Origin of the sequence: Pseudomonas sp. WAC2 (assembly GCF_030403525.1) — a bacterium.
GTDB lineage: Bacteria > Pseudomonadota > Gammaproteobacteria > Pseudomonadales > Pseudomonadaceae > Chryseomonas > Chryseomonas luteola.
Map to the genome: position 1 here is coordinate 41,805 of NZ_JAUEPD010000009.1, position 17,684 is coordinate 59,488.

At 55.2% G+C, this 17,684-nt stretch carries 16 protein-coding genes; 5 read left to right on the top strand and 11 right to left on the bottom strand.

All coding sequences use genetic code 11. The features are described 5' to 3' along the window. Nucleotides 1-60 precede the first annotated feature (60 nt). The 5 genes from QWJ10_RS18415 to QWJ10_RS18435 all read right to left on the bottom strand — a co-directional run bounded on the left by QWJ10_RS18415 (nt 61) and on the right by QWJ10_RS18435 (nt 4,980). Entirely contained in the window at nt 61-762 is a 702-nt protein-coding gene (locus tag QWJ10_RS18415; RefSeq protein ID WP_197873062.1) for an ATP-binding cassette domain-containing protein, read from the bottom strand. After that, the gene (livG, locus tag QWJ10_RS18420) at nt 762-1,529 is read right to left on the bottom strand and encodes a high-affinity branched-chain amino acid ABC transporter ATP-binding protein LivG (RefSeq protein WP_074827509.1); all 768 of its coding nucleotides are present in this window, start codon (nt 1,527-1,529) and stop codon (nt 762-764) included. Before livG ends, QWJ10_RS18415 begins: the two co-directional genes overlap by 1 nt. Further along, nucleotides 1,526-2,797, bottom strand: a complete 1,272-nt coding sequence (locus QWJ10_RS18425; RefSeq protein ID WP_289928772.1) for a high-affinity branched-chain amino acid ABC transporter permease LivM — start codon at nt 2,795-2,797, stop codon at nt 1,526-1,528. The genes livG and QWJ10_RS18425 overlap by 4 nt, the downstream gene beginning before the upstream one ends. Beyond that, nucleotides 2,794-3,717 (bottom strand): high-affinity branched-chain amino acid ABC transporter permease LivH, encoded by a 924-nt coding sequence (gene livH, locus QWJ10_RS18430; protein ID WP_010797684.1) that lies wholly within the window; start codon nt 3,715-3,717, stop codon nt 2,794-2,796. Before livH ends, QWJ10_RS18425 begins: the two co-directional genes overlap by 4 nt. Before the next feature lie 141 nt (nt 3,718-3,858). Next, a complete protein-coding gene (locus tag QWJ10_RS18435; protein ID WP_074827508.1) occupies nt 3,859-4,980 on the bottom strand; it encodes a branched-chain amino acid ABC transporter substrate-binding protein in 1,122 nt (373 codons plus the stop codon). 278 nt (nt 4,981-5,258) lie between these two features. Here QWJ10_RS18435 and QWJ10_RS18440 point away from each other — a divergent pair, with 278 nt between their 5' ends. After that, nucleotides 5,259-5,576, top strand: a complete 318-nt coding sequence (locus tag QWJ10_RS18440; RefSeq protein WP_100217741.1) for a DUF2288 domain-containing protein — start codon at nt 5,259-5,261, stop codon at nt 5,574-5,576. 15 nt (nt 5,577-5,591) lie between these two features. Here the strand turns inward: QWJ10_RS18440 and phnE are convergent, their stop codons facing one another. The 5 genes from phnE to QWJ10_RS18465 all read right to left on the bottom strand — a co-directional run bounded on the left by phnE (nt 5,592) and on the right by QWJ10_RS18465 (nt 10,894). Beyond that, a complete protein-coding gene (gene phnE, locus QWJ10_RS18445) occupies nt 5,592-6,356 on the bottom strand; it encodes a phosphonate ABC transporter, permease protein PhnE (protein WP_122043083.1) in 765 nt (254 codons plus the stop codon). 2 nt (nt 6,357-6,358) lie between these two features. Continuing rightward, a complete protein-coding gene (locus QWJ10_RS18450) occupies nt 6,359-7,180 on the bottom strand; it encodes an ABC transporter permease (protein ID WP_289928782.1) in 822 nt (273 codons plus the stop codon). After that, nucleotides 7,174-7,974: a phosphonate ABC transporter ATP-binding protein gene (locus QWJ10_RS18455; protein ID WP_019365897.1), complete on the bottom strand. Its 801-nt coding sequence runs from the start codon at nt 7,972-7,974 to the stop codon at nt 7,174-7,176. Before QWJ10_RS18455 ends, QWJ10_RS18450 begins: the two co-directional genes overlap by 7 nt. Continuing rightward, entirely contained in the window at nt 7,971-8,819 is an 849-nt protein-coding gene (locus QWJ10_RS18460; protein ID WP_010797690.1) for a putative selenate ABC transporter substrate-binding protein, read from the bottom strand. The genes QWJ10_RS18455 and QWJ10_RS18460 overlap by 4 nt, the downstream gene beginning before the upstream one ends. 146 nt (nt 8,820-8,965) lie before the next feature. Continuing rightward, on the bottom strand, nt 8,966-10,894 hold the full coding sequence (locus QWJ10_RS18465; RefSeq protein WP_010797691.1) for a transglycosylase SLT domain-containing protein: 1,929 nt from the start codon (nt 10,892-10,894) through the stop codon (nt 8,966-8,968). Between the two features lie 217 nt (nt 10,895-11,111). On the opposite strand from QWJ10_RS18465, the gene QWJ10_RS18470 reads away from it, so the two are divergent. Next, nucleotides 11,112-13,031 (top strand): ATP-binding cassette domain-containing protein, encoded by a 1,920-nt coding sequence (locus QWJ10_RS18470; protein WP_122043078.1) that lies wholly within the window; start codon nt 11,112-11,114, stop codon nt 13,029-13,031. A gap of 32 nt (nt 13,032-13,063) precedes the next feature. Here QWJ10_RS18470 and QWJ10_RS18475 read toward each other — a convergent pair whose 3' ends face one another. Beyond that, nucleotides 13,064-13,498 (bottom strand): universal stress protein, encoded by a 435-nt coding sequence (locus tag QWJ10_RS18475; RefSeq protein WP_010797693.1) that lies wholly within the window; start codon nt 13,496-13,498, stop codon nt 13,064-13,066. Between the two features lie 491 nt (nt 13,499-13,989). Here QWJ10_RS18475 and fadB point away from each other — a divergent pair, with 491 nt between their 5' ends. From fadB to QWJ10_RS18490, 3 genes are read left to right on the top strand one after another with little or no spacing between them, the layout of a single operon-like run. Next, nucleotides 13,990-16,137: a fatty acid oxidation complex subunit alpha FadB gene (gene fadB, locus QWJ10_RS18480; RefSeq protein WP_019365902.1), complete on the top strand. Its 2,148-nt coding sequence runs from the start codon at nt 13,990-13,992 to the stop codon at nt 16,135-16,137. 27 nt (nt 16,138-16,164) lie between these two features. Next, nucleotides 16,165-17,340: an acetyl-CoA C-acyltransferase FadA gene (gene fadA, locus QWJ10_RS18485; protein ID WP_289928794.1), complete on the top strand. Its 1,176-nt coding sequence runs from the start codon at nt 16,165-16,167 to the stop codon at nt 17,338-17,340. A gap of 60 nt (nt 17,341-17,400) precedes the next feature. Then, nucleotides 17,401-17,652, top strand: a complete 252-nt coding sequence (locus QWJ10_RS18490) for a DUF1653 domain-containing protein (RefSeq protein WP_010797696.1) — start codon at nt 17,401-17,403, stop codon at nt 17,650-17,652. Nucleotides 17,653-17,684 lie beyond the last annotated feature (32 nt).

The window sequence follows — 17,684 nt, forward strand, 5'->3', positions numbered from 1 at the left end:
TTAGGACAAGGCTGAAATGAACTTGTGCGCTCTTTTTGAACGGAGCGCACAAGCGATCCTTTAGCCTCCCAGGTAGGCCTTGCGTACGTCAGGGTTGGCCAATAGGGCTTCGCCGGTATCCTGCATGACGATATGACCATTTTCTAGAACGTAGCCACGGTCTGCTAGTCTGAGCGCCTGGTTGGCGTTCTGCTCGACCAGAAATACCGTTACGCCATCCTCGCGCAGTTGTTCGATGATATCGAAAATCTGCTGAATGATGATGGGGGCTAAACCCAGTGAGGGCTCGTCAAGCAGCAGGAGATGCGGATGACTCATCATCGCACGACCGATGGCCAGCATCTGTTGCTCCCCACCGGACATCGTGCCTCCGCGCTGGTGATAGCGCTCCTTCAAGCGAGGAAACAGGCCAAGAACCTTTTCAAGCTGACGATCATAGTCATGCTTGTCGGTAAAAAAACCGCCCATGGCGAGGTTTTCCTCGACAGTCAGGCGAGCAAAGACGCGGCGACCCTCAGGAACCACGGCGATACCCTTGCGCATGATTTCGGAGGAGTCTTTCCCGACCAGCTCTTCACCTTCGTAACGAATACTACCGCCAGCTGCCTTAGGAGAGCCGCATAGCGTCATCAGGAGGGTAGATTTGCCAGCGCCATTGGCGCCGATGAGTGTCACGATCTCCCCTTTGTTGACGGACAGGCTGACCCCATGCAGCGCCTGGATCTTGCCATAGAAAGTCGAAACGTTTTCGAACTGCAGCATCACGCTTCTCCCAAATAGGCTTTGATCACGTCAGGGTTATTACGGATTTGCTCCGGCTTACCATCGGCCAGGGGGGTGCCCTGATTGATAACGACAATATGATCCGAGATGCTCATGACCAGGTGCATGTCGTGCTCAATGAGCAGAACAGTTACGCCGTGCTCGTCTCGCAGCAGGGAAATCAGCGCTTTCAGGTCTTCCGTCTCGCGAGGATTAAGGCCGGCGGCAGGTTCATCAAGCATGAGGAGTTGAGGGCGTGTCATCATGCAGCGAGCAATCTCAAGACGGCGCTGTTGGCCATAGGCCAGATTGCCGGCAGGTCGGTTGGCGACCTCGGTGAGGTTGACCTGCTCAAGCCAGTGGCGGGCAAAGTCCATGGCTTCAGATTCTGCGCGGCGAAAGTCGGGAGTTTTGAAAAGGCCAGCTAGAAAATTCGTATTCAGATGGCGGTGTTGAGCAACCAGCAGATTTTCAACCGCGGTCATTTCCTTGAACAACCGAACATTCTGGAAAGTGCGTACGATGCCGCGTCGGGCGATCTGGTGACCCGGCAAGCCATGAATGGGCGTACCTCTAAGTAGAATTTCGCCTCCTGTTGGTTGATAGAAACCGGTCAGGCAGTTGAACACGGTCGTCTTGCCGGCGCCGTTCGGTCCTATCAGGGAAACGACCTGCTTTTCCTCGACGCTGATATTGACGCCATTGACTGCCAAGAGGCCGCCAAAACGCATGGTCAGGTCTTTAGCTTGAAGAATAGGTTGGCTCATTTGCGCAGCTCCAAATGGGGGCGCTGCATCGGGAGCAGGCCTTGCGGCCGCCAGATCATCATCAGGACCATCATGGCGCCAAACATCAACATGCGATATTCACTGAACTCACGCATCAGCTCTGGAAGCAGAATCATGACAATGGCTGCCAGAATGATGCCCAATTGTGAGCCCATTCCACCCAGAACAACGATCGCCAAGATGATGGCTGACTCAATGAAGGTGAACGATTCCGGCGACACCAGCCCTTGGCGAGCCGCAAAGAAGCTGCCCGCGAAACCTGCAAAGCAGGCACCCAGCGTAAAAGCGGAGAGTTTGATAAGGGTCGGATTCAAGCCTAATGCACGGCAGGCGATCTCATCTTCACGTAAGGCTTCCCAGGCGCGACCGATGGGCATGCGCAGTAATCGATTGATCACGAAAAGCGTAAGCAGGACGAGCAGTAACGCAACCAGATAAAGAAATATCACCTTGTAGTTCGAGTTGTAGGCGATGCCAAAAAACTCATGGAATGTCTGCATGCCTTCGGGGGCACGCCGCTCAAACGTCAGGTTGAATAGCGTAGGCTTGTCGATTCCGCTAATGCCGTTGGGGCCGCCGGTGATGCTGGTAAGGTTGCGTAGCAGAATGCGGATGATCTCGCCGAAACCGAGCGTTACGATGGCGAGATAGTCACCTCGCAGGCGCAGCACGGGAAAGCCCAGCAAAAAGCCGAATAGCGCAGCCATCAAACCGGCAATGGGCAGGCAGATCCAGAATCCAAGGCCGTAATAGTGGGAGAGCAGGGCGTAACTGTATGCCCCTACGGCGTAAAAGCCGACGTAGCCCAGATCAAGAAGACCCGCCAGGCCGACCACAATATTCAGACCAAGCCCCAGCATCACATAGATGAGAATCAGCGTAGCGATATCCACGGCTCCCCGTGAGCCGAAGAATGGCCAGACTAGCGCGACAAGAACCAGCCCAAGGATGACCCAGCGTTGAACAGATGGCTCGGTGAGCTGGGTGCCTAGTTTGGTCAGTGGTGAGGTGTGGGTGCCCCTGGTTCGGCGCGGCATGGGAATGCGATCACGTACCAACTGCCATACGAACATAAGGGCGGCCGCCCCAAAAATGATCGTCAGGGTGGTTGGGCTGGCACCATGGACTTCGAGCCCGATACCCACTGTGGTCAGTTTTAGCCCCAAAACAGGGTAGGCCACTGCGAGTACGAGAAGCGCACTGAAAAAAGCCGTTTTAAGCTGTTTGTTGAAAGGGGTACTGCTCATACTTTTTCTACCTCCGGACGGCCCAGAATGCCGGTCGGCCGGAACAACAAAACGAGGACAAGAAGCGTGAACGCCACGACATCCTTGTACTGATCACCAAAAATATCGGCTCCGAACGCTTCGGCTACCCCTAGCACCAGTCCGCCCAGCATGGCGCCTGGAATACTGCCGATCCCGCCCAGTACTGCGGCAGTAAACGCCTTGATACCTGCTAGAAAGCCCAGGCTCGGATTAATGACGCCGTATTGCATACCGAGCAGAACAGCCGCGATGGCTGCTAGGGATGCGCCGATAACAAAGGTCAGGGCGATAATGTTGTTGGTGTTGATGCCAAGCAGGTTGGCCATCTTGATGTCTTCGGCGCAGGCTCGGCAGGCGCGGCCGAGACGCGAACGTGAGATGAACAGTGTCAATCCGAGCATGGCCAGAAACGTGACCACGAAGATCAGAATCTGCATGTACGAAATGACGACTCCACTCATGGCATCATTGCCAAATATGATGTTGCCAGGCAGCAGGCTGGGAATGGCCTTGTCCTTGGAGTCCTGTGCCAATAGCACTTCGTTTTGCAGGAAGATGGACATGCCGATGGCTGAGATCAGCGGAATCAGGCGATTACTGCCACGTAGCGGACGGTAGGCAATACGCTCAATACTGTAGCCATAGGCACTGGCAACAATAATGCTGGCAGCAAAGGCCGCAATCATGATGATCGGCAGACTATGAATGCCCATGAGTGCTAATCCGGCGATGACAATGAAGGCTACATAGGAGCCAATCATGTATACCTCGCCATGGGCGAAGTTGATCATGCCAATAATGCCGTAGACCATGGTGTAACCAATGGCTATCAAGGCGTAGGTGCTGCCAACGGTCAAACCGTTTACCAGCTGTTGAAGATAGTGGTAGAGCTCAGGCATTACTTTCTCCTGAATAGCGGCCACAGTGCTTTTGGCGTCTTGGCACGCCTACTCATTTGGAATGAACAAAGCCCACGGAGGATACCGTGGGCTTTTGAGGACGTTTGCCAGACAACGTGCTGGCAAGTTCCTGCTTAACGGTTACTTGGCTTCGGTCTTGGTGCCGTCGGCGTGCCACTCATAGACGACAAATTCGAAGTTCTTCAGGTCGCCTTTTTCGTCAAACGCCAGGTCGCCTGTAGGTGTGCTGAACGTATTGCTGCGCAGGGCCTCTGCTACAGCATCGGTTTCAGTGTTGCCTGCCTTCTTGATGCCATCAGCAATAACTTGCACGGCTGCGTAGGAGGGGAAGACGAACGGGCCGCTCGGATCCTGCTTCTTGGCTTTGAATGCTTCAACCAGGGCTTTGTTTTTCGGATCCTGATCGAAAGAGCGGGGAAGGGTTACAAGCATGCCCTCTGAGGATTTGCCTGCAATGGCGGAAATTTCAGAGTTACCCACACCTTCCGGTCCCATGAAGCGAACTTTCAAGCCTTTTTCCTGTGACTGGCGCATCAGAAGGCCGAGCTCCGGGTGGTAGCCGCCGTAATAGACGAAATCCACACCCGCCTGCTTCAGCTTGGAGATCAGAGAAGAAAAGTCCTTGTCGCCGGCATTGATACCTTCGAATACGGCAACTTTGACATTGGCGCCTTCAAGTGTCTGCTTGACGGCCGTGGCAATGCCTTCACCGTACTGCTGCTTGTCGTGGATGATGGCGACTGTCTTGGGCTTGATATGCTCGGCTATATATTTGCCGGCAGTAGGGCCTTGCATGTTGTCAAGACCAATGGTGCGGAAGATCAGTTTATGTCCGCGTGCCGTGAGATCAGGGCTGGTTGATGCTGGGGTGATCATCAGGATGCCTTCGTCCTCGTAGATATCGGACGCCGGCTGGGTGGAGCTGGAGCACAGGTGGCCAACCACGAATTTCACTTCGTCGTTGACGATCTTGTTGGCAACGGCAACCGCTTGCTTGGGGTCACACGCATCGTCATAGACTACGCCTTCGAGCTGCTGGCCATTGACGCCGCCAGCCTTATTGATTTGCTCGATAGCCATTTTGGCGCCGACAAATTCCATTTCCCCATATTGCGCTACAGGACCGGTAACCGGGCCGGCCAAAGCGATTTTTATTGTATCGGCAGCGACGCTGTAGCTGGTGAGTCCAGCCAGGGCCATGGCGGCGAATAGTCGGGAAAGACGCTGAGTTGCCTTATTCATAGTGCTCCACTCGAAATGCTTATTGGTTTTGGCAGATCACAAACGTTTATTGCAGTATTTATTCTTATTGCTGGCTTTCTTGTTATGACGATAAATCGGCATCGCAACGTGCGGAGTGTAGAGTGCCGATCACGGAATTGAAAAGTGGCACATCGACTGTATCGATACACTTTGTCGCATCATGTATCGGATACGAGCCGAAACCGGGCTGAAGACATGTCAATCCTGTCGACAATAAGCGGCAGCCGCTATCATGTCGCTTTATTTTTAGGGGTGACGTGATGTCCGAAACCAGCACTCTGTACGCTACGCTGTTGGGCCAGACCGCTGAAATCACATGGCAAGAGTTACAGCCGCACTTTGCCAAGGGTTCGTTGCTTCGGGTGGATGCCGAGATAGACTTGATAGAGGCGGCAGAAGCCATTGTTCAGGACAATACAGGCAAGGTTTCTGCCTGGCTGACGTCCGGGCAAATGGCCAAGGTGACCGAGGATGAAGCACGTGGTTTTCTGGTAAGCGATCCAACCTTTTGGGCGGTGGTCGTTGCGCCCTGGGTGCTTATACAGGCTAGAAACGGTAACAGCGGCGAGGCATGAGACCGCCAGGGTGAATCAATGACTGATCCACCGCTGCCGAATCCAGGCACTGAAAGCGTCTACCAGCAGTACCAGGATCAACATGGCCAGGATAATGGTTGCAGCCTGAGCGAGCTGAAACAGGCTGAGGCTGATCTGAAGCATTTGTCCTAGGCCGCCAGCGCCCACGAATCCCAATATCGTCGCCATGCGGATATTGTTTTCCCAGCGATAGAGAATATAGGCAAGCAGCTGAGGCCAGACGCTTGGAAGAATGCCATAGGCGAAGGCGGCAAGGCGTCCGCCGCCAGCCAGTCTGATCGCATCGCTGGGGGCGGACGGAGTGTTTTCCAGCGCCTCGGCAAACAGGCGACCCAGTACACCCGCCGTATGCAGTGCTAATGCAAGTGTGCCGGCATTGGGTCCTAGCCCTGCAGCCAGTACCATCAGTGCCGCCCACACCAGTTCCGGGACGGCGCGGAGGGCATTTAGCAATAACCGCGCAACTGCTTTGAATAAAGTACCGAGTCGGCCTGCCGCAGGCAGGGCCAGTATTATGCCAAGCAGGGCTGCCAATAAGGTTCCCATGGCTGACATGGCCAGTGTTTCCAGGCAGGCCCAAGCGATGGCGTATAGGTGACCGCGGGAGAAGTCCGGGGTAAGAAATCCGTTGGCAAACTTCGCCATTTGCGCAAGAGAGGTCCGCGAAAACAGCTCGATAAAATTCGTCTCAAGGTAAGCAAAGGACGAGGCAATGGCGGCTAGTACTACGATAACGGCGGCAAGACCCTTGATTTTCATCGTTACGGCTCTCGCAGCAAGCGGCTGATCAGGTCGGCCAGCATGACCAGTATCAGAAAGGTCAGCATCAGGCTGGCAACTTCTCCGCCAGCAAACATTCGCAGGGACAGATCGACCTGTTGCCCCAGCCCGCCAGCGCCGACAAATCCCATGACGACCGATGCACGGATAGCACACTCCCAGCGGTAGATCGTATAGGAGATCATTTCGCCGCTGGCGGCCGGTAGCAGTCCATATGCGAATGCCTGAAGTCGCGAGCTGCCACCCAAGAGCAATGCTCGCGTCGCGTCAGCAGGTACGGATTCGAAAATCTCGGCGTACACCTTGCCCAGCATGCCACCGTACGTGATGGCAATGGCCAGGACGCCCGCAGTTGGACCCAGGCCTACCGCTCGTATAAATAACAAGGCCCAGACAATTTCAGGAATGCTGCGCAGAATTACAAGAACGATACGTACCGTATTGCGAGTCGTCTGACCCAGCCACGAAGGGCGTCCTTGCCGATGAAGCGCGGAGATGGAAAGCGAGCGGGTTGCCAGCAGGGCTGCTGGAAAGGCGATCACCCAGGCGAGCGTCATGCCGGCCGTGGCAATGGCCAGGGTTTCCAGCGTGGCTTTGCCAACTATCGAGAGAAACTCCGAATCGTAGGCTAGCGGCCAGAATCCTGCCAGAAAGCTACCCATGATTCTGGCGTTCTCGCCGGTGAGCAAACCAAGAATATCCAGCTCGGACAGGTGAAGCCCAGGCCAGAGCAGTAAGAGTGCCAGCAGGCTGATGCCTAGACGAGGCAGGGCGGCAGGATCACGCGAGGGGGCAATCAGCATCGCGGTGGTGTGGCAGGCATGAAATAAACACTGGATGAGTTCTCTGGTGCCAATTGCTCATTGGCATACAACTGCTCCAGATCATCGGAGGTAACGGCTTGCGTTGCTTTGTCGAATACAATAACGCCTTGGCGTAGCCCAATGATTCGCGGAAAGTGTTTGAGCGCCAGCTCTACACTGTGCAGGCTGGCGATCAGCGTTGCGCTTCGTGTTTCGGCCTCACGAGCGAGAATGGTTAGTGTATGGCTGGCAAGTACCGGATCCATGGCGGAGACAGGCTCATCCGCCAGTATCAGCTCAGGCGCCTGGTATAACACGCGGGCAATGCCGACGCGCTGGAGCTGGCCCCCCGAGAGCTGATCGCAACGCTGATACAGCTTTTCTGACAGGTCCAGCTTTGCCAGAGCCTGTTGGGCGCCCGGACGATCCAGTGGATAGACAAGGCTGACCAGGCTCTTCCATAAAGGCCATTGGCCCAGGCGCCCAGCCAGTACCGCCGTTACGACGCGTTGCCGCGCCGGGAGGGGAGGTGCCTGGTGAATCAGACCGATATGTGCACGAAGCGACTTCAATCGGGACACGCTCAATGACCACGGATCGGTCTGCAACACGGTGAGTTGTCCTGCCGTTGGCTTGTGGCTTGTCGCCATCAGGCGGAGCAAGCTGGTCTTGCCTGCTCCAGAAGGGCCAATCAGTGCTACGCGTTCACCTTTGGTGATCTTCAGGTCAAGCTTTGAAAGCGCGCGATGCCCATTGGCGTGAAGAAGCTCCACGCCAGCTAACTGGACGCTCACTTCAACAGACCGGCCGCACGTGCAGAGCCTTCGATGCCCTTATAGTTTTCAGGAGAAGTTTCTACAAAACGACTGGCTGCCTGTAGATCCAGAATGGCTTTGTCTTCAGGCTTCGAAGGATCCAATGCAAGAAAGGCCGCCTTGATTTTGGCCGCCAGTTGCGGATCCAGATTGCCTCTGACGGTCCAGTTGTAATCGTAATAGGGCGGAGTGGTCGCGAAGACCTTGACCTTGCTTGTGTCTACTTTCTTGGCATCAACCAGCTTCTGCCAGACCGAAGCGTTCAAAACGCCTCCATCCACTTTTCCAGCCTGTACCCAGGCGGCAGTTGCATCATGGGCTCCAGAATAGGCTACACGTGAGAAAAACTGCTCCGGTATTACCCCTTCCTGCTGCATGAAGTAACGGGGCATCAGGCTGCCGGAGGTCGAAGAGATCGAGCCAAAGGCGAACGTTTTGCCTTTTAGGTCTTGAACCGATTTGACGTTTGGATCAGCTGTAATGAATTTGCTGGTGAATTTCTGATCTTCTTCCCGTTGTACCAGCGGATTCATGGGCGCTTTGAGTTGGGCCTGGACAAAGGTAAAGCCACCCAACCATGCCATGTCCAGTCTGTCAGAGGCCAGCGCTTCGACCACGCCTGCATAATCGGAGACCGGCACGAAGGTAACAGGCATGCCAATCTGCTTTTCCAGGTACTCTCCCAGCGGTTTGAACTTGCGAAGCAATTCGGTAGGTGCTTCATCCGGGATAGCCGAGACGCGTAGTGCATCTGCTGCCTGGGTAAGAAGGGAAGTGGCGCACAGGGTAAGACCGGCCACGAGGGCCAGGGAACGCTTCAACATGAGTTTCTCCGGTTCAATAGCGGAAAAAATAGAGCCGCGAAGTATACGGAGATTGACGAAATTTCACAGCCGCTTAATGGCACCCTGGTGTGGCGACGTGTAACGAGGCAGGAGCTGCAAAGCTATTGCAGCTCCTGCTTAAGTCATCAAGTTTCGTCAAAGAAGCGTTCGTGCCACTCTACCAGTGGCTGAGGCGTATTGAGTTTTTGGCCGTAGATGACCGCATACGCTAGCACGTTTTGGACATATTGACGGGTTTCGTCAAACGGAATGGTTTCTACCCAGACATCGAACGCCAAGTGCCGGGCGTCCTTCAGCCATCTTTTTACACGTCCGGGACCGGCGTTATAAGCCGCTGAGGCTAGAACACGGTTACCGTTGAATTGTGCATGAACCATGCTCAGGTAAGCGGTGCCCAGCTGGATGTTTGTGTCCGGTTGCAGGGCTGATTGAGGGCTGGCCAATGGAATAGAAAACTTGCTGGCAGTATGTTTTGCCGTCGCAGGCATCAACTGCATCAAGCCCATGGCTCCCACGCCTGAACGGGCATCGGCCATGAAGCCGCTCTCTTGCCGGGTAATAGCGAAGACCCAGCTGCTATGCAAGCCTCGCTGGCGCGCTTCACGAACGAAACTGTCGCGGTAGGCGATAGGGAAGCGGATGTCCAGATCGTCCCAGTACTTGGCTTGGCTAATTGAGCGAATAGCCGGGAAATACCATTGCATGTCGTAGGCCATGCGGGCCTGGGCAACCAATTCGTCCCGGTTGAAGCTGCGGCTGACATGAAACCACTCGCGCCGCGCATTTACAAATTCACCACGTGCATAGAACTCGAGCGCGCGCTGAATACCAGGCGTGGTGCGTACGCGGTTGCGAAGGCTATTGCTCAGTACGAGCGGACGATTGTTCAGCTGATAAGGCGCCTTGATGCGGTCGGCTGCTAGAAAGCCGTAGAAATCGCGCTCACGCGAGACTGGCTGGTAATCAGCCAGTACGCTTGAGCTTTGCGGCTGAGACAGCTCCAAGGTACGGGCGCGCCAGTATTGCCAGCGGTTGGTTTCCAGAAGCGATGGGGGAAACCGCTGGATTAACTGGTAAGTCTCTTTCCAGCGGGCCAGACGCAGTAGAAGGCGCGCACGCCATTCGCTGACCGTGTCATCACGGAGTTCCGGATCGTAACGCTCCATGAGCGGAAGGGCTCGTGGGTCAAAGTTCTTGGCCAGGGTCAGCCCGATCTCACGCGCAATGGATACTTTTTCGTCGCGCGAAAAGGGCAGGCGCTGACTATAGGTATCGAGTAGGCCCAATGCTTTCTCGGGATCCTGTTTGGCAAGGCGTCGCAAACCCAGACCAACCACATCGGCCATGGGCTCGCTGGCAGGTGTGAAGCGCTGCACATCGGCTAGCTGTTGGGGTTTCTGAGCGATATCGCTCATCAGGTTGGCAAGTGAGCCCAGGGTGGGCATCTGCTGTCCCAAATGGGTGACTAGCCCGTAATTACGCGCTTCGGCCGCCAGCTTGGCACGTTTCCAAACCATGCTTTCAGGCATCTGGCCGCGAGCAGCCCAGGCACTGAAAAGGCCATCACAGGCGGCTGGTTGTGACTTGCCTACCAGCCAGAGCTTTTCCGCTGTCTTGAAGGGTTGTGTTGTCTGGCCTTCCTGAATCTGGTGCTGGGCATTCAGGCAATCCAGTTCGGTAAAGTTGAGCTTGGAGTCATAGTAGCGGTCAAAGGTACTCCAATCGCCGCGCTCGGAGAGCCAGCGCAGCCAGCGCAGCTTCATCCAGTTTGCCTGCGGGAGATCGCCATGCTCGGCAAGAAAGGCCTCTATTTCTGTATTGCTGGCGTTCTTGAGGCGTGCGGTCAGCTCGTCATATTGCAGGTAGGGCTCCAGGGGATACCCTTGCAACGCATTGCGTGACTGCAAATAGAGACTGGCATCTCCTTTGGCCAGCGCTGCCTTGGCTTGGTCGTATAGGAGACGTTGTTGCTCAATGGGGGCCGCGTGAGCGGTTTCCAATCCAATGAGAGAAGCAAAGACACAGGTCAACAGCTTGAACAGACGGCCGCGCATGAGATTCCCGGAGAAGACTGCTGGTACATGCGGCTCGGCCGCACAAAGGCGATTACTTTAGCTTGTCGGCTATTACGACGAAAGCGTATGAGCTACCAACGGTCAGGCTAATAATCTTGTCGTCATATGTTCGAAAACATTGAGTGCCGTCGGTAGGAAAACATGCAGTTCGTGCGGATGGGCACTAGAATGCACATCCTTTTTCTTGGAGATGCCTATGACCTTGCTCAAATTCACCGGCGTATCTCTGGCTTTCGGTGCCATGCCATTGCTGGACGGAGTGTCCTGGCAGATTGCTCGGGGTGAGAGAGTCTGCGTGATCGGGCGCAACGGTACTGGCAAGTCCAGCATGCTGCGCCTGGTCAAGGGCGAGCAGATGCCAGACGATGGCGAGATCTGGCGTGCTCCGGCGCTGAAGATCGGAGAGTTGCCCCAGGAGCTGCCTCGGGCAGATGATCGTACCGTATTCGATGTTGTGGCCGAGGGATTGACTGGCGTAGGGGAGTTGCTGGCGGAGTATCATCGCCTGTCCCAGAACATTCACACTGACGAAGACCTGACGCGTCTGATGCGCGTTCAGCAGGATTTGGAAGCCAAGGATGGCTGGCGACTGCAGCAGCTGGTCGAGAGCACGCTGAGCCGCCTTCAGTTGCCTGCAGAAAAGACCCTTGCAGAGCTTTCCGGTGGCTGGCGTCGACGTGTGCTATTGGCGCAGGCCCTGGTGGCCGAGCCTGACTTGCTATTGCTCGATGAGCCAACCAACCATCTGGATATCGGGGCTATTGCCTGGTTGGAAGAGGCCTTGAGTCAATATCCGGGTGCGATTCTGTTCATCACCCACGACCGAGCCTTCTTGCAAGCCCTGGCGACACGTATTCTTGAGTTGGATCGAGGCCATCTCATCGACTGGCAGGGCGATTACGCCAGTTTTCTGGTGCATAAAGAGCAGCAGCTTGCAGCGGAAGAGACCGCCAACGCATTGTTCGATAAGCGTCTGGCTCAGGAAGAGGTCTGGATTCGTCAAGGCATCAAGGCTCGACGTACCCGCAACGAAGGGCGAGTGCGTGCATTGAAGGCCATGCGCTTTGAACGCAGCGAACGACGCGAACGCCAGGGTAAGGCAAATCTGCAGCTGGAAACCGCCGACAAGTCTGGAAAACAGGTCATTGTTGTCGAGCACGTGGATTACGCCCATCCAGGCAGCGAACCCATTATCCGTGATTTTTCCCTAGTGGTGCAGCGAGGCGACCGGATGGGCTTGTTAGGCCCCAACGGCTCTGGAAAGACAACGCTGCTCAAACTGCTGCTGGGTGACCTTGAGCCGACGGCAGGAAAAATCGTGCATGGCACCAAGCTTGAAGTGGCCTATTTCGATCAGTTGCGACATGCGCTTGAGCCTGAAAAAACCGTCATCGACAATATGGCTGAAGGACGTGAAATCATCACGATCAACGGTCAGGATCGTCATGTCCTCAGTTATCTGGGGGACTTCCTGTTTAGCCCACAGCGTGCCCGGACGCCCGTGAAAGCGCTTTCAGGTGGCGAACGTGCCCGACTGCTGCTAGCGAAGCTGTTCAGCAAGCCGGCCAATCTGCTGGTGCTCGACGAACCTACCAACGATCTGGATGTGGAGACGCTGGAACTGCTGGAGGAAGTGCTTCTGAGCTTTGAGGGCACCGTGCTGATGGTCAGTCACGATCGGGCGTTTCTCGATAACGTCGTGACCAGCACCCTGGTATTTGAAGGCGAGGGCCTCGTGCGCGAGTACGTCGGAGGCTATCAGGATTGGCTACGTCAAGGTGGATCGCCTCGCTTGTTAGGTGCGACAGGGTCGAAAATGGAGGCCAAGTCGGATGCGGCGGCCACTCAAGAGACACCCGTAGAAGCATCCAAGGTAGCAGCGCAGCAGGCGCCGGCCCGTAAAAAGCTCAGTTATAAGGATCAACGCGAGCTGGATGCCTTGCCGACACAGATCGAGGCGACGGAAAACGAGCTGGCGAGACTGCAAAGCCAGATTTCCGATCCGGCGTTCTACCAGCAGCCGCTTGAAACGACGCGTGTCGTTGTTGAGCGCTTCGAGGCTTTACAGCGTGAGCTCGATCAGCTGCTGGAGCGATGGGCTGAACTGGAAGAATGAAAAAAGGGCTCCTGAGGGAGCCCTTTTTAGTATTACTTCCGGGTCAGGGAGACCGCTAAGGTGTCACACGGGGCACCATGTAACAGGTCATTGGCGGTCGAGCCCAGAAGAAGGGCAAGGCCATGGCGGCCGTGGCTGCCCACAACGATCAGATCACAGGCATTTTCGCGAGCAAAGCGGTGGATTTCCTGGCGAGGCTGCCCATAGGCCAACTGGCACTGACCCTCCAGAAGACTGTATTGCGCAACAAAGCTGTCCAGGCGTTCACGGGACTGTTCGATCTGCTGTTGTTGAAGGGAGGAAAGGTCCATGGGCACGTCACCGCCGAACGCCATAGCCATTGGTTCGACCACATGGACCAGGGAAACCTTGCTTTGGAGGCCGGTAGCCAGATCGACAGCACGACGGATTACGGCATGGCATTCATCAGTCAGGTCGATGGCTACCAGAATGTGTTTATAAGACATTTTATTTCTCCTCCTTAAGGATGGCGAACATTTCAAGTATGGCCTGTCTGGTGCGGCTCGCACCTGCTATCCAGATACCGTTTGGACCGCATTTCGCGGTACTTGCTCCTTGCTGCGGGTGTTGCGCCTCGCTGTTGTTAACAGATCGCTGCGCCAATTGCACCTATCCTTTGTAGAGATTGATGATTTTTCAGTCCCATGCCGTCCGGGCTCAATGGGTTGTTATGCCACGTTAACGCATGGGCCGAATTGACATAACGCAGGTTTTGAATGATCGTGTAGGGGCTGTCAAACACTTGTATGAATCAGATGTTTGTCTTGCGGGCCCTGTAGTGCTCGGGCAGAGAAGAGAAGGTTGCCGCAAGGTATAGCTTTCGCGTTCCGCCCGGGCTTAACGAATCCTAGTATCACGCCATGCAGTTGGCTGCCTGCCTGAATGGGCAACAAGGCTTGGATGTGAGTGTTCCGCTTCCACGTATGGAGATCAGTTGATGATTTACGAAGGTAAAGCCATCACGGTTAAGGCTCTAGAAAACGGTATCGCCGAGTTAAAGCTTGATCTTACTGGCGAGTCGGTCAATAAATTTAATCGCCTGACCTTGAACGAGCTGCGCCAGGCTGTCGATGCCCTCAAGGCCGACGCTTCGGTCAAGGCCGTCATTCTCAGTAGCGGAAAGGATGTTTTCCTCGTAGGGGCAGACATCACCGAGTTTGTCGAAAGTTTCCGTATGCCAGACGAGGATCTGCTGGCAGGGAACCTCGAGATCAATCAGATCTTCAATGACTTTGAAGACCTCAACGTCCCTACCGTAGCGGCAATTAACGGCATCGCGCTTGGCGGTGGCCTTGAAATCGCCATGGCTGCCGACTTCCGGGTCATGAGCGAGACCGCAAAGGTTGGTCTGCCAGAAGTAAAACTGGGCATTTATCCCGGTTTTGGCGGGACTGTTCGGTTGCCTCGCCTGATCGGTAGCGACAATGCCATCGAGTGGATTGCTTCGGGCAAGGAGAACTCTGCTGCCGAGGCGCTCAAGGTCGGTGTCGTGGATGCAGTTGTTGCACCCGACAAGTTGCAGGCCGCGGCGTTGGATCTGGCACGTCGAGCCATTTCTGGCGAGCTTGACCACAAGGCCCGTCGTCAGCCCAAGCTTGAAAAGCTCAAGCTAAACCCCATTGAAGCCATGATGGCATTCGAGTCGGCCAAAGGCTACGTTGCAGGTCAGGCGGGTCCGAATTATCCCGCGCCAGTAGAAGCGATCAAGACCATCCAGAAGGCCGCTAATTTCGGGCGAGAGAAGGCGCTTGAGGTCGAAGCCAAAGGCTTCGTGAAGCTCGCCAAGACAACTGTTTCGCAAAGCCTGATCGGTCTGTTCCTGAATGATCAGCTGCTCAAGAAAAAGGCTAAGGTTTACGATCAGCAGGCGGGTGAGATCAAACAGGCCAGCGTCTTGGGGGCAGGTATCATGGGCGGTGGTATCGCCTATCAGTCTGCGCTCAAAGGCACGCCGATTCTCATGAAGGATATCCGTGAGGAAGCCATTCAGCTCGGTCTTGATGAAGCGAGCAAGCTTCTCAACAAGCGTGTCGAGAAGGGCCGTCTCGAGCCGGTGAAAATGGCTGAAGCGCTCAATCGTATTCGCCCCACTTTGTCCTATGGCGACTTCAAGTCGGTGGATATCGTGGTTGAGGCTGTTGTTGAGAATCCCAAGATCAAGCAGGCTGTGCTGGCAGAGGTCGAAGATCAGGTTGGTGAAGAAGCCATTCTGGCGTCCAATACCTCGACCATCTCGATCAGCTTGCTTGCACAAGCCCTGAAGCGTCCTGAAAATTTCTGCGGTATGCACTTCTTCAATCCGGTGCACATGATGCCTCTGGTTGAAGTAATCCGCGGCGAAAAGACCAGCGAAAAAACGATTGCGACCACTGTGGCCTATGCCAAAAAAATGGGTAAGAACCCTATCGTGGTCAATGATTGTCCGGGCTTTCTGGTCAATCGGGTGCTGTTCCCTTATTTCGGTGGTTTTGCTGGCCTGATCGGGCAGGGCGCTGATTTCCAGCGTATCGACAAGCTCATGGAAAAGTTTGGCTGGCCTATGGGGCCGGCTTACTTGATGGATGTTGTAGGGATGGATACGGCGCATCATGCCCGTGATGTGATGGCGGAAGGCTTCCCTGACCGGATGAAAGAGTCCCGCAAGACCGCTGTTGATGCGCTGTACGAGGCTAAACGTCTTGGACAGAAGAACGGCAAAGGGTTCTATGTGTACGAGACCGATAAAAAGGGCAAGCCAAAGAAAGTCGCTGATGCAGAGACCTACGCCTTGCTCAAGCCTGTCGTGTATGAGCAGCGCGATTTCACGGATGATGAAATCGTTCAGCGCATGATGATTCCGCTGTGCCTGGAAACGGTTCGTTGCCTGGAAGATGGCATTGTCGAGTCGGCTGCAGAGGCGGACATGGGATTGATCTATGGCATTGGCTTCCCTCCCTTCCGAGGCGGTGCGCTGCGTTATATCGATTCCCTGGGCGTTGCCGAGTTCGTGGCACTGGCCGACCAGTATGCAGACCTGGGGCCACTGTATCACCCGACTGAAAAGCTGCGCGAAATGGCCCGTAACGGCCAGTCCTTCTTTGGTTAACGCAGACAGTACAGAGCGAGAATTCTTATGAGCCTGAATCCAAGAGACGTTGTTATCGTCGACTTTGGCCGCACACCGATGGGTCGCTCCAAGGGTGGCATGCACCGTAATACCCGGGCAGAAAACATGTCTGCCCATCTGATTACCCAGCTTCTGGCACGCAATCCGCAAATCAACCCGGCAGAAGTGGAAGATGTGATCTGGGGGTGCGTAAACCAGACGCTCGAGCAAGGCTGGAACATTGCGCGAATGGCGTCCTTGATGACGCCCATCCCTCATACTAGCGCAGGGCAGACCGTAAGCCGGCTCTGCGGGTCTTCGATGAGCGCACTGCATACAGCGGCGCAGGCCATCATGACCGGTAATGGGGATGTGTTCGTGGTAGGTGGCGTCGAGCATATGGGACACGTCAGCATGATGCATGGCGTTGACCCTAACCCGCATCTGTCGCTTTATGCTGCAAAGGCCTCTGGCATGATGGGGCTCACAGCAGAGCTGCTGGGCAAGATGCACGGCATTACCCGGGAAGCACAGGATAAATTCGGCTACCGTTCGCACCAGTTGGCTTGGAAGGCCACTCAGGAAGGTGCGTTCAAGAACGAAATCATCCCCATGGAAGGACATGATGAAAATGGCTTCCTGAAGATGTTTGACTATGACGAGACCATCCGTCCTGATACAACTGTGGAAGGCCTAGCTGAACTCAGACCTGCGTTTAATCCAAAGGATGGTACAGTAACTGCAGGTACGTCATCCCAGATCACCGACGGCGCCTCCTGTATGATTGTGATGTCTGGTCAGCGGGCAATGGACCTTGGCCTGCAGCCACTGGCACGTATTCGGGCCATGGCGGTTGCCGGAGTAGACCCTGCTATCATGGGCTATGGTCCTGTTCCGGCTACCCAGAAGGCCCTCAAGCGTGCAGGGCTGTCGATGGACGACATTGACTATGTCGAACTCAATGAGGCTTTCGCAGCCCAAGCATTACCGGTGCTGAAAGACCTCAAGCTCCTCGACAAGATGGATGAAAAGGTCAATCTTCATGGTGGGGCCATCGCGTTAGGTCATCCCTTTGGTTGCTCTGGAGCCCGTATTTCCGGCACGCTATTAAATGTCATGAAACAAAAGGGTGGTGCACTGGGCGTAGCAACCATGTGTATCGGCCTGGGCCAAGGCATTACGACGGTGTTCGAACGCGTCTGAGAATGGCGTTTATGCTACCGAAACCGGGGCCTGGCCCCGGTTTTTCTTTCTGGAGGGAACATGTCCTTACAACCTGGGCTCTATCGGCATTACAAGGGGCAGGAGTACCGTGTCCTGGGCGTAGCCAAACATTCTGAAACGGAAGAGGAGCTTGTTTTTTACCAGGCGTTGTATGGTGAATACGGCCTCTGGGCGCGTCCGCTTAGCATGTTTCTGGAAAGCGTCGAGGTGGACAGCGAGCGTGTTCCCCGCTTTGCTTTAGTAAAGGTTGAGGAGAATCCGTTAGGGCTTGCCGATAACGCGCAGCCTTGACCTTGCTCCAATAGCCACTATATATAGCGGGG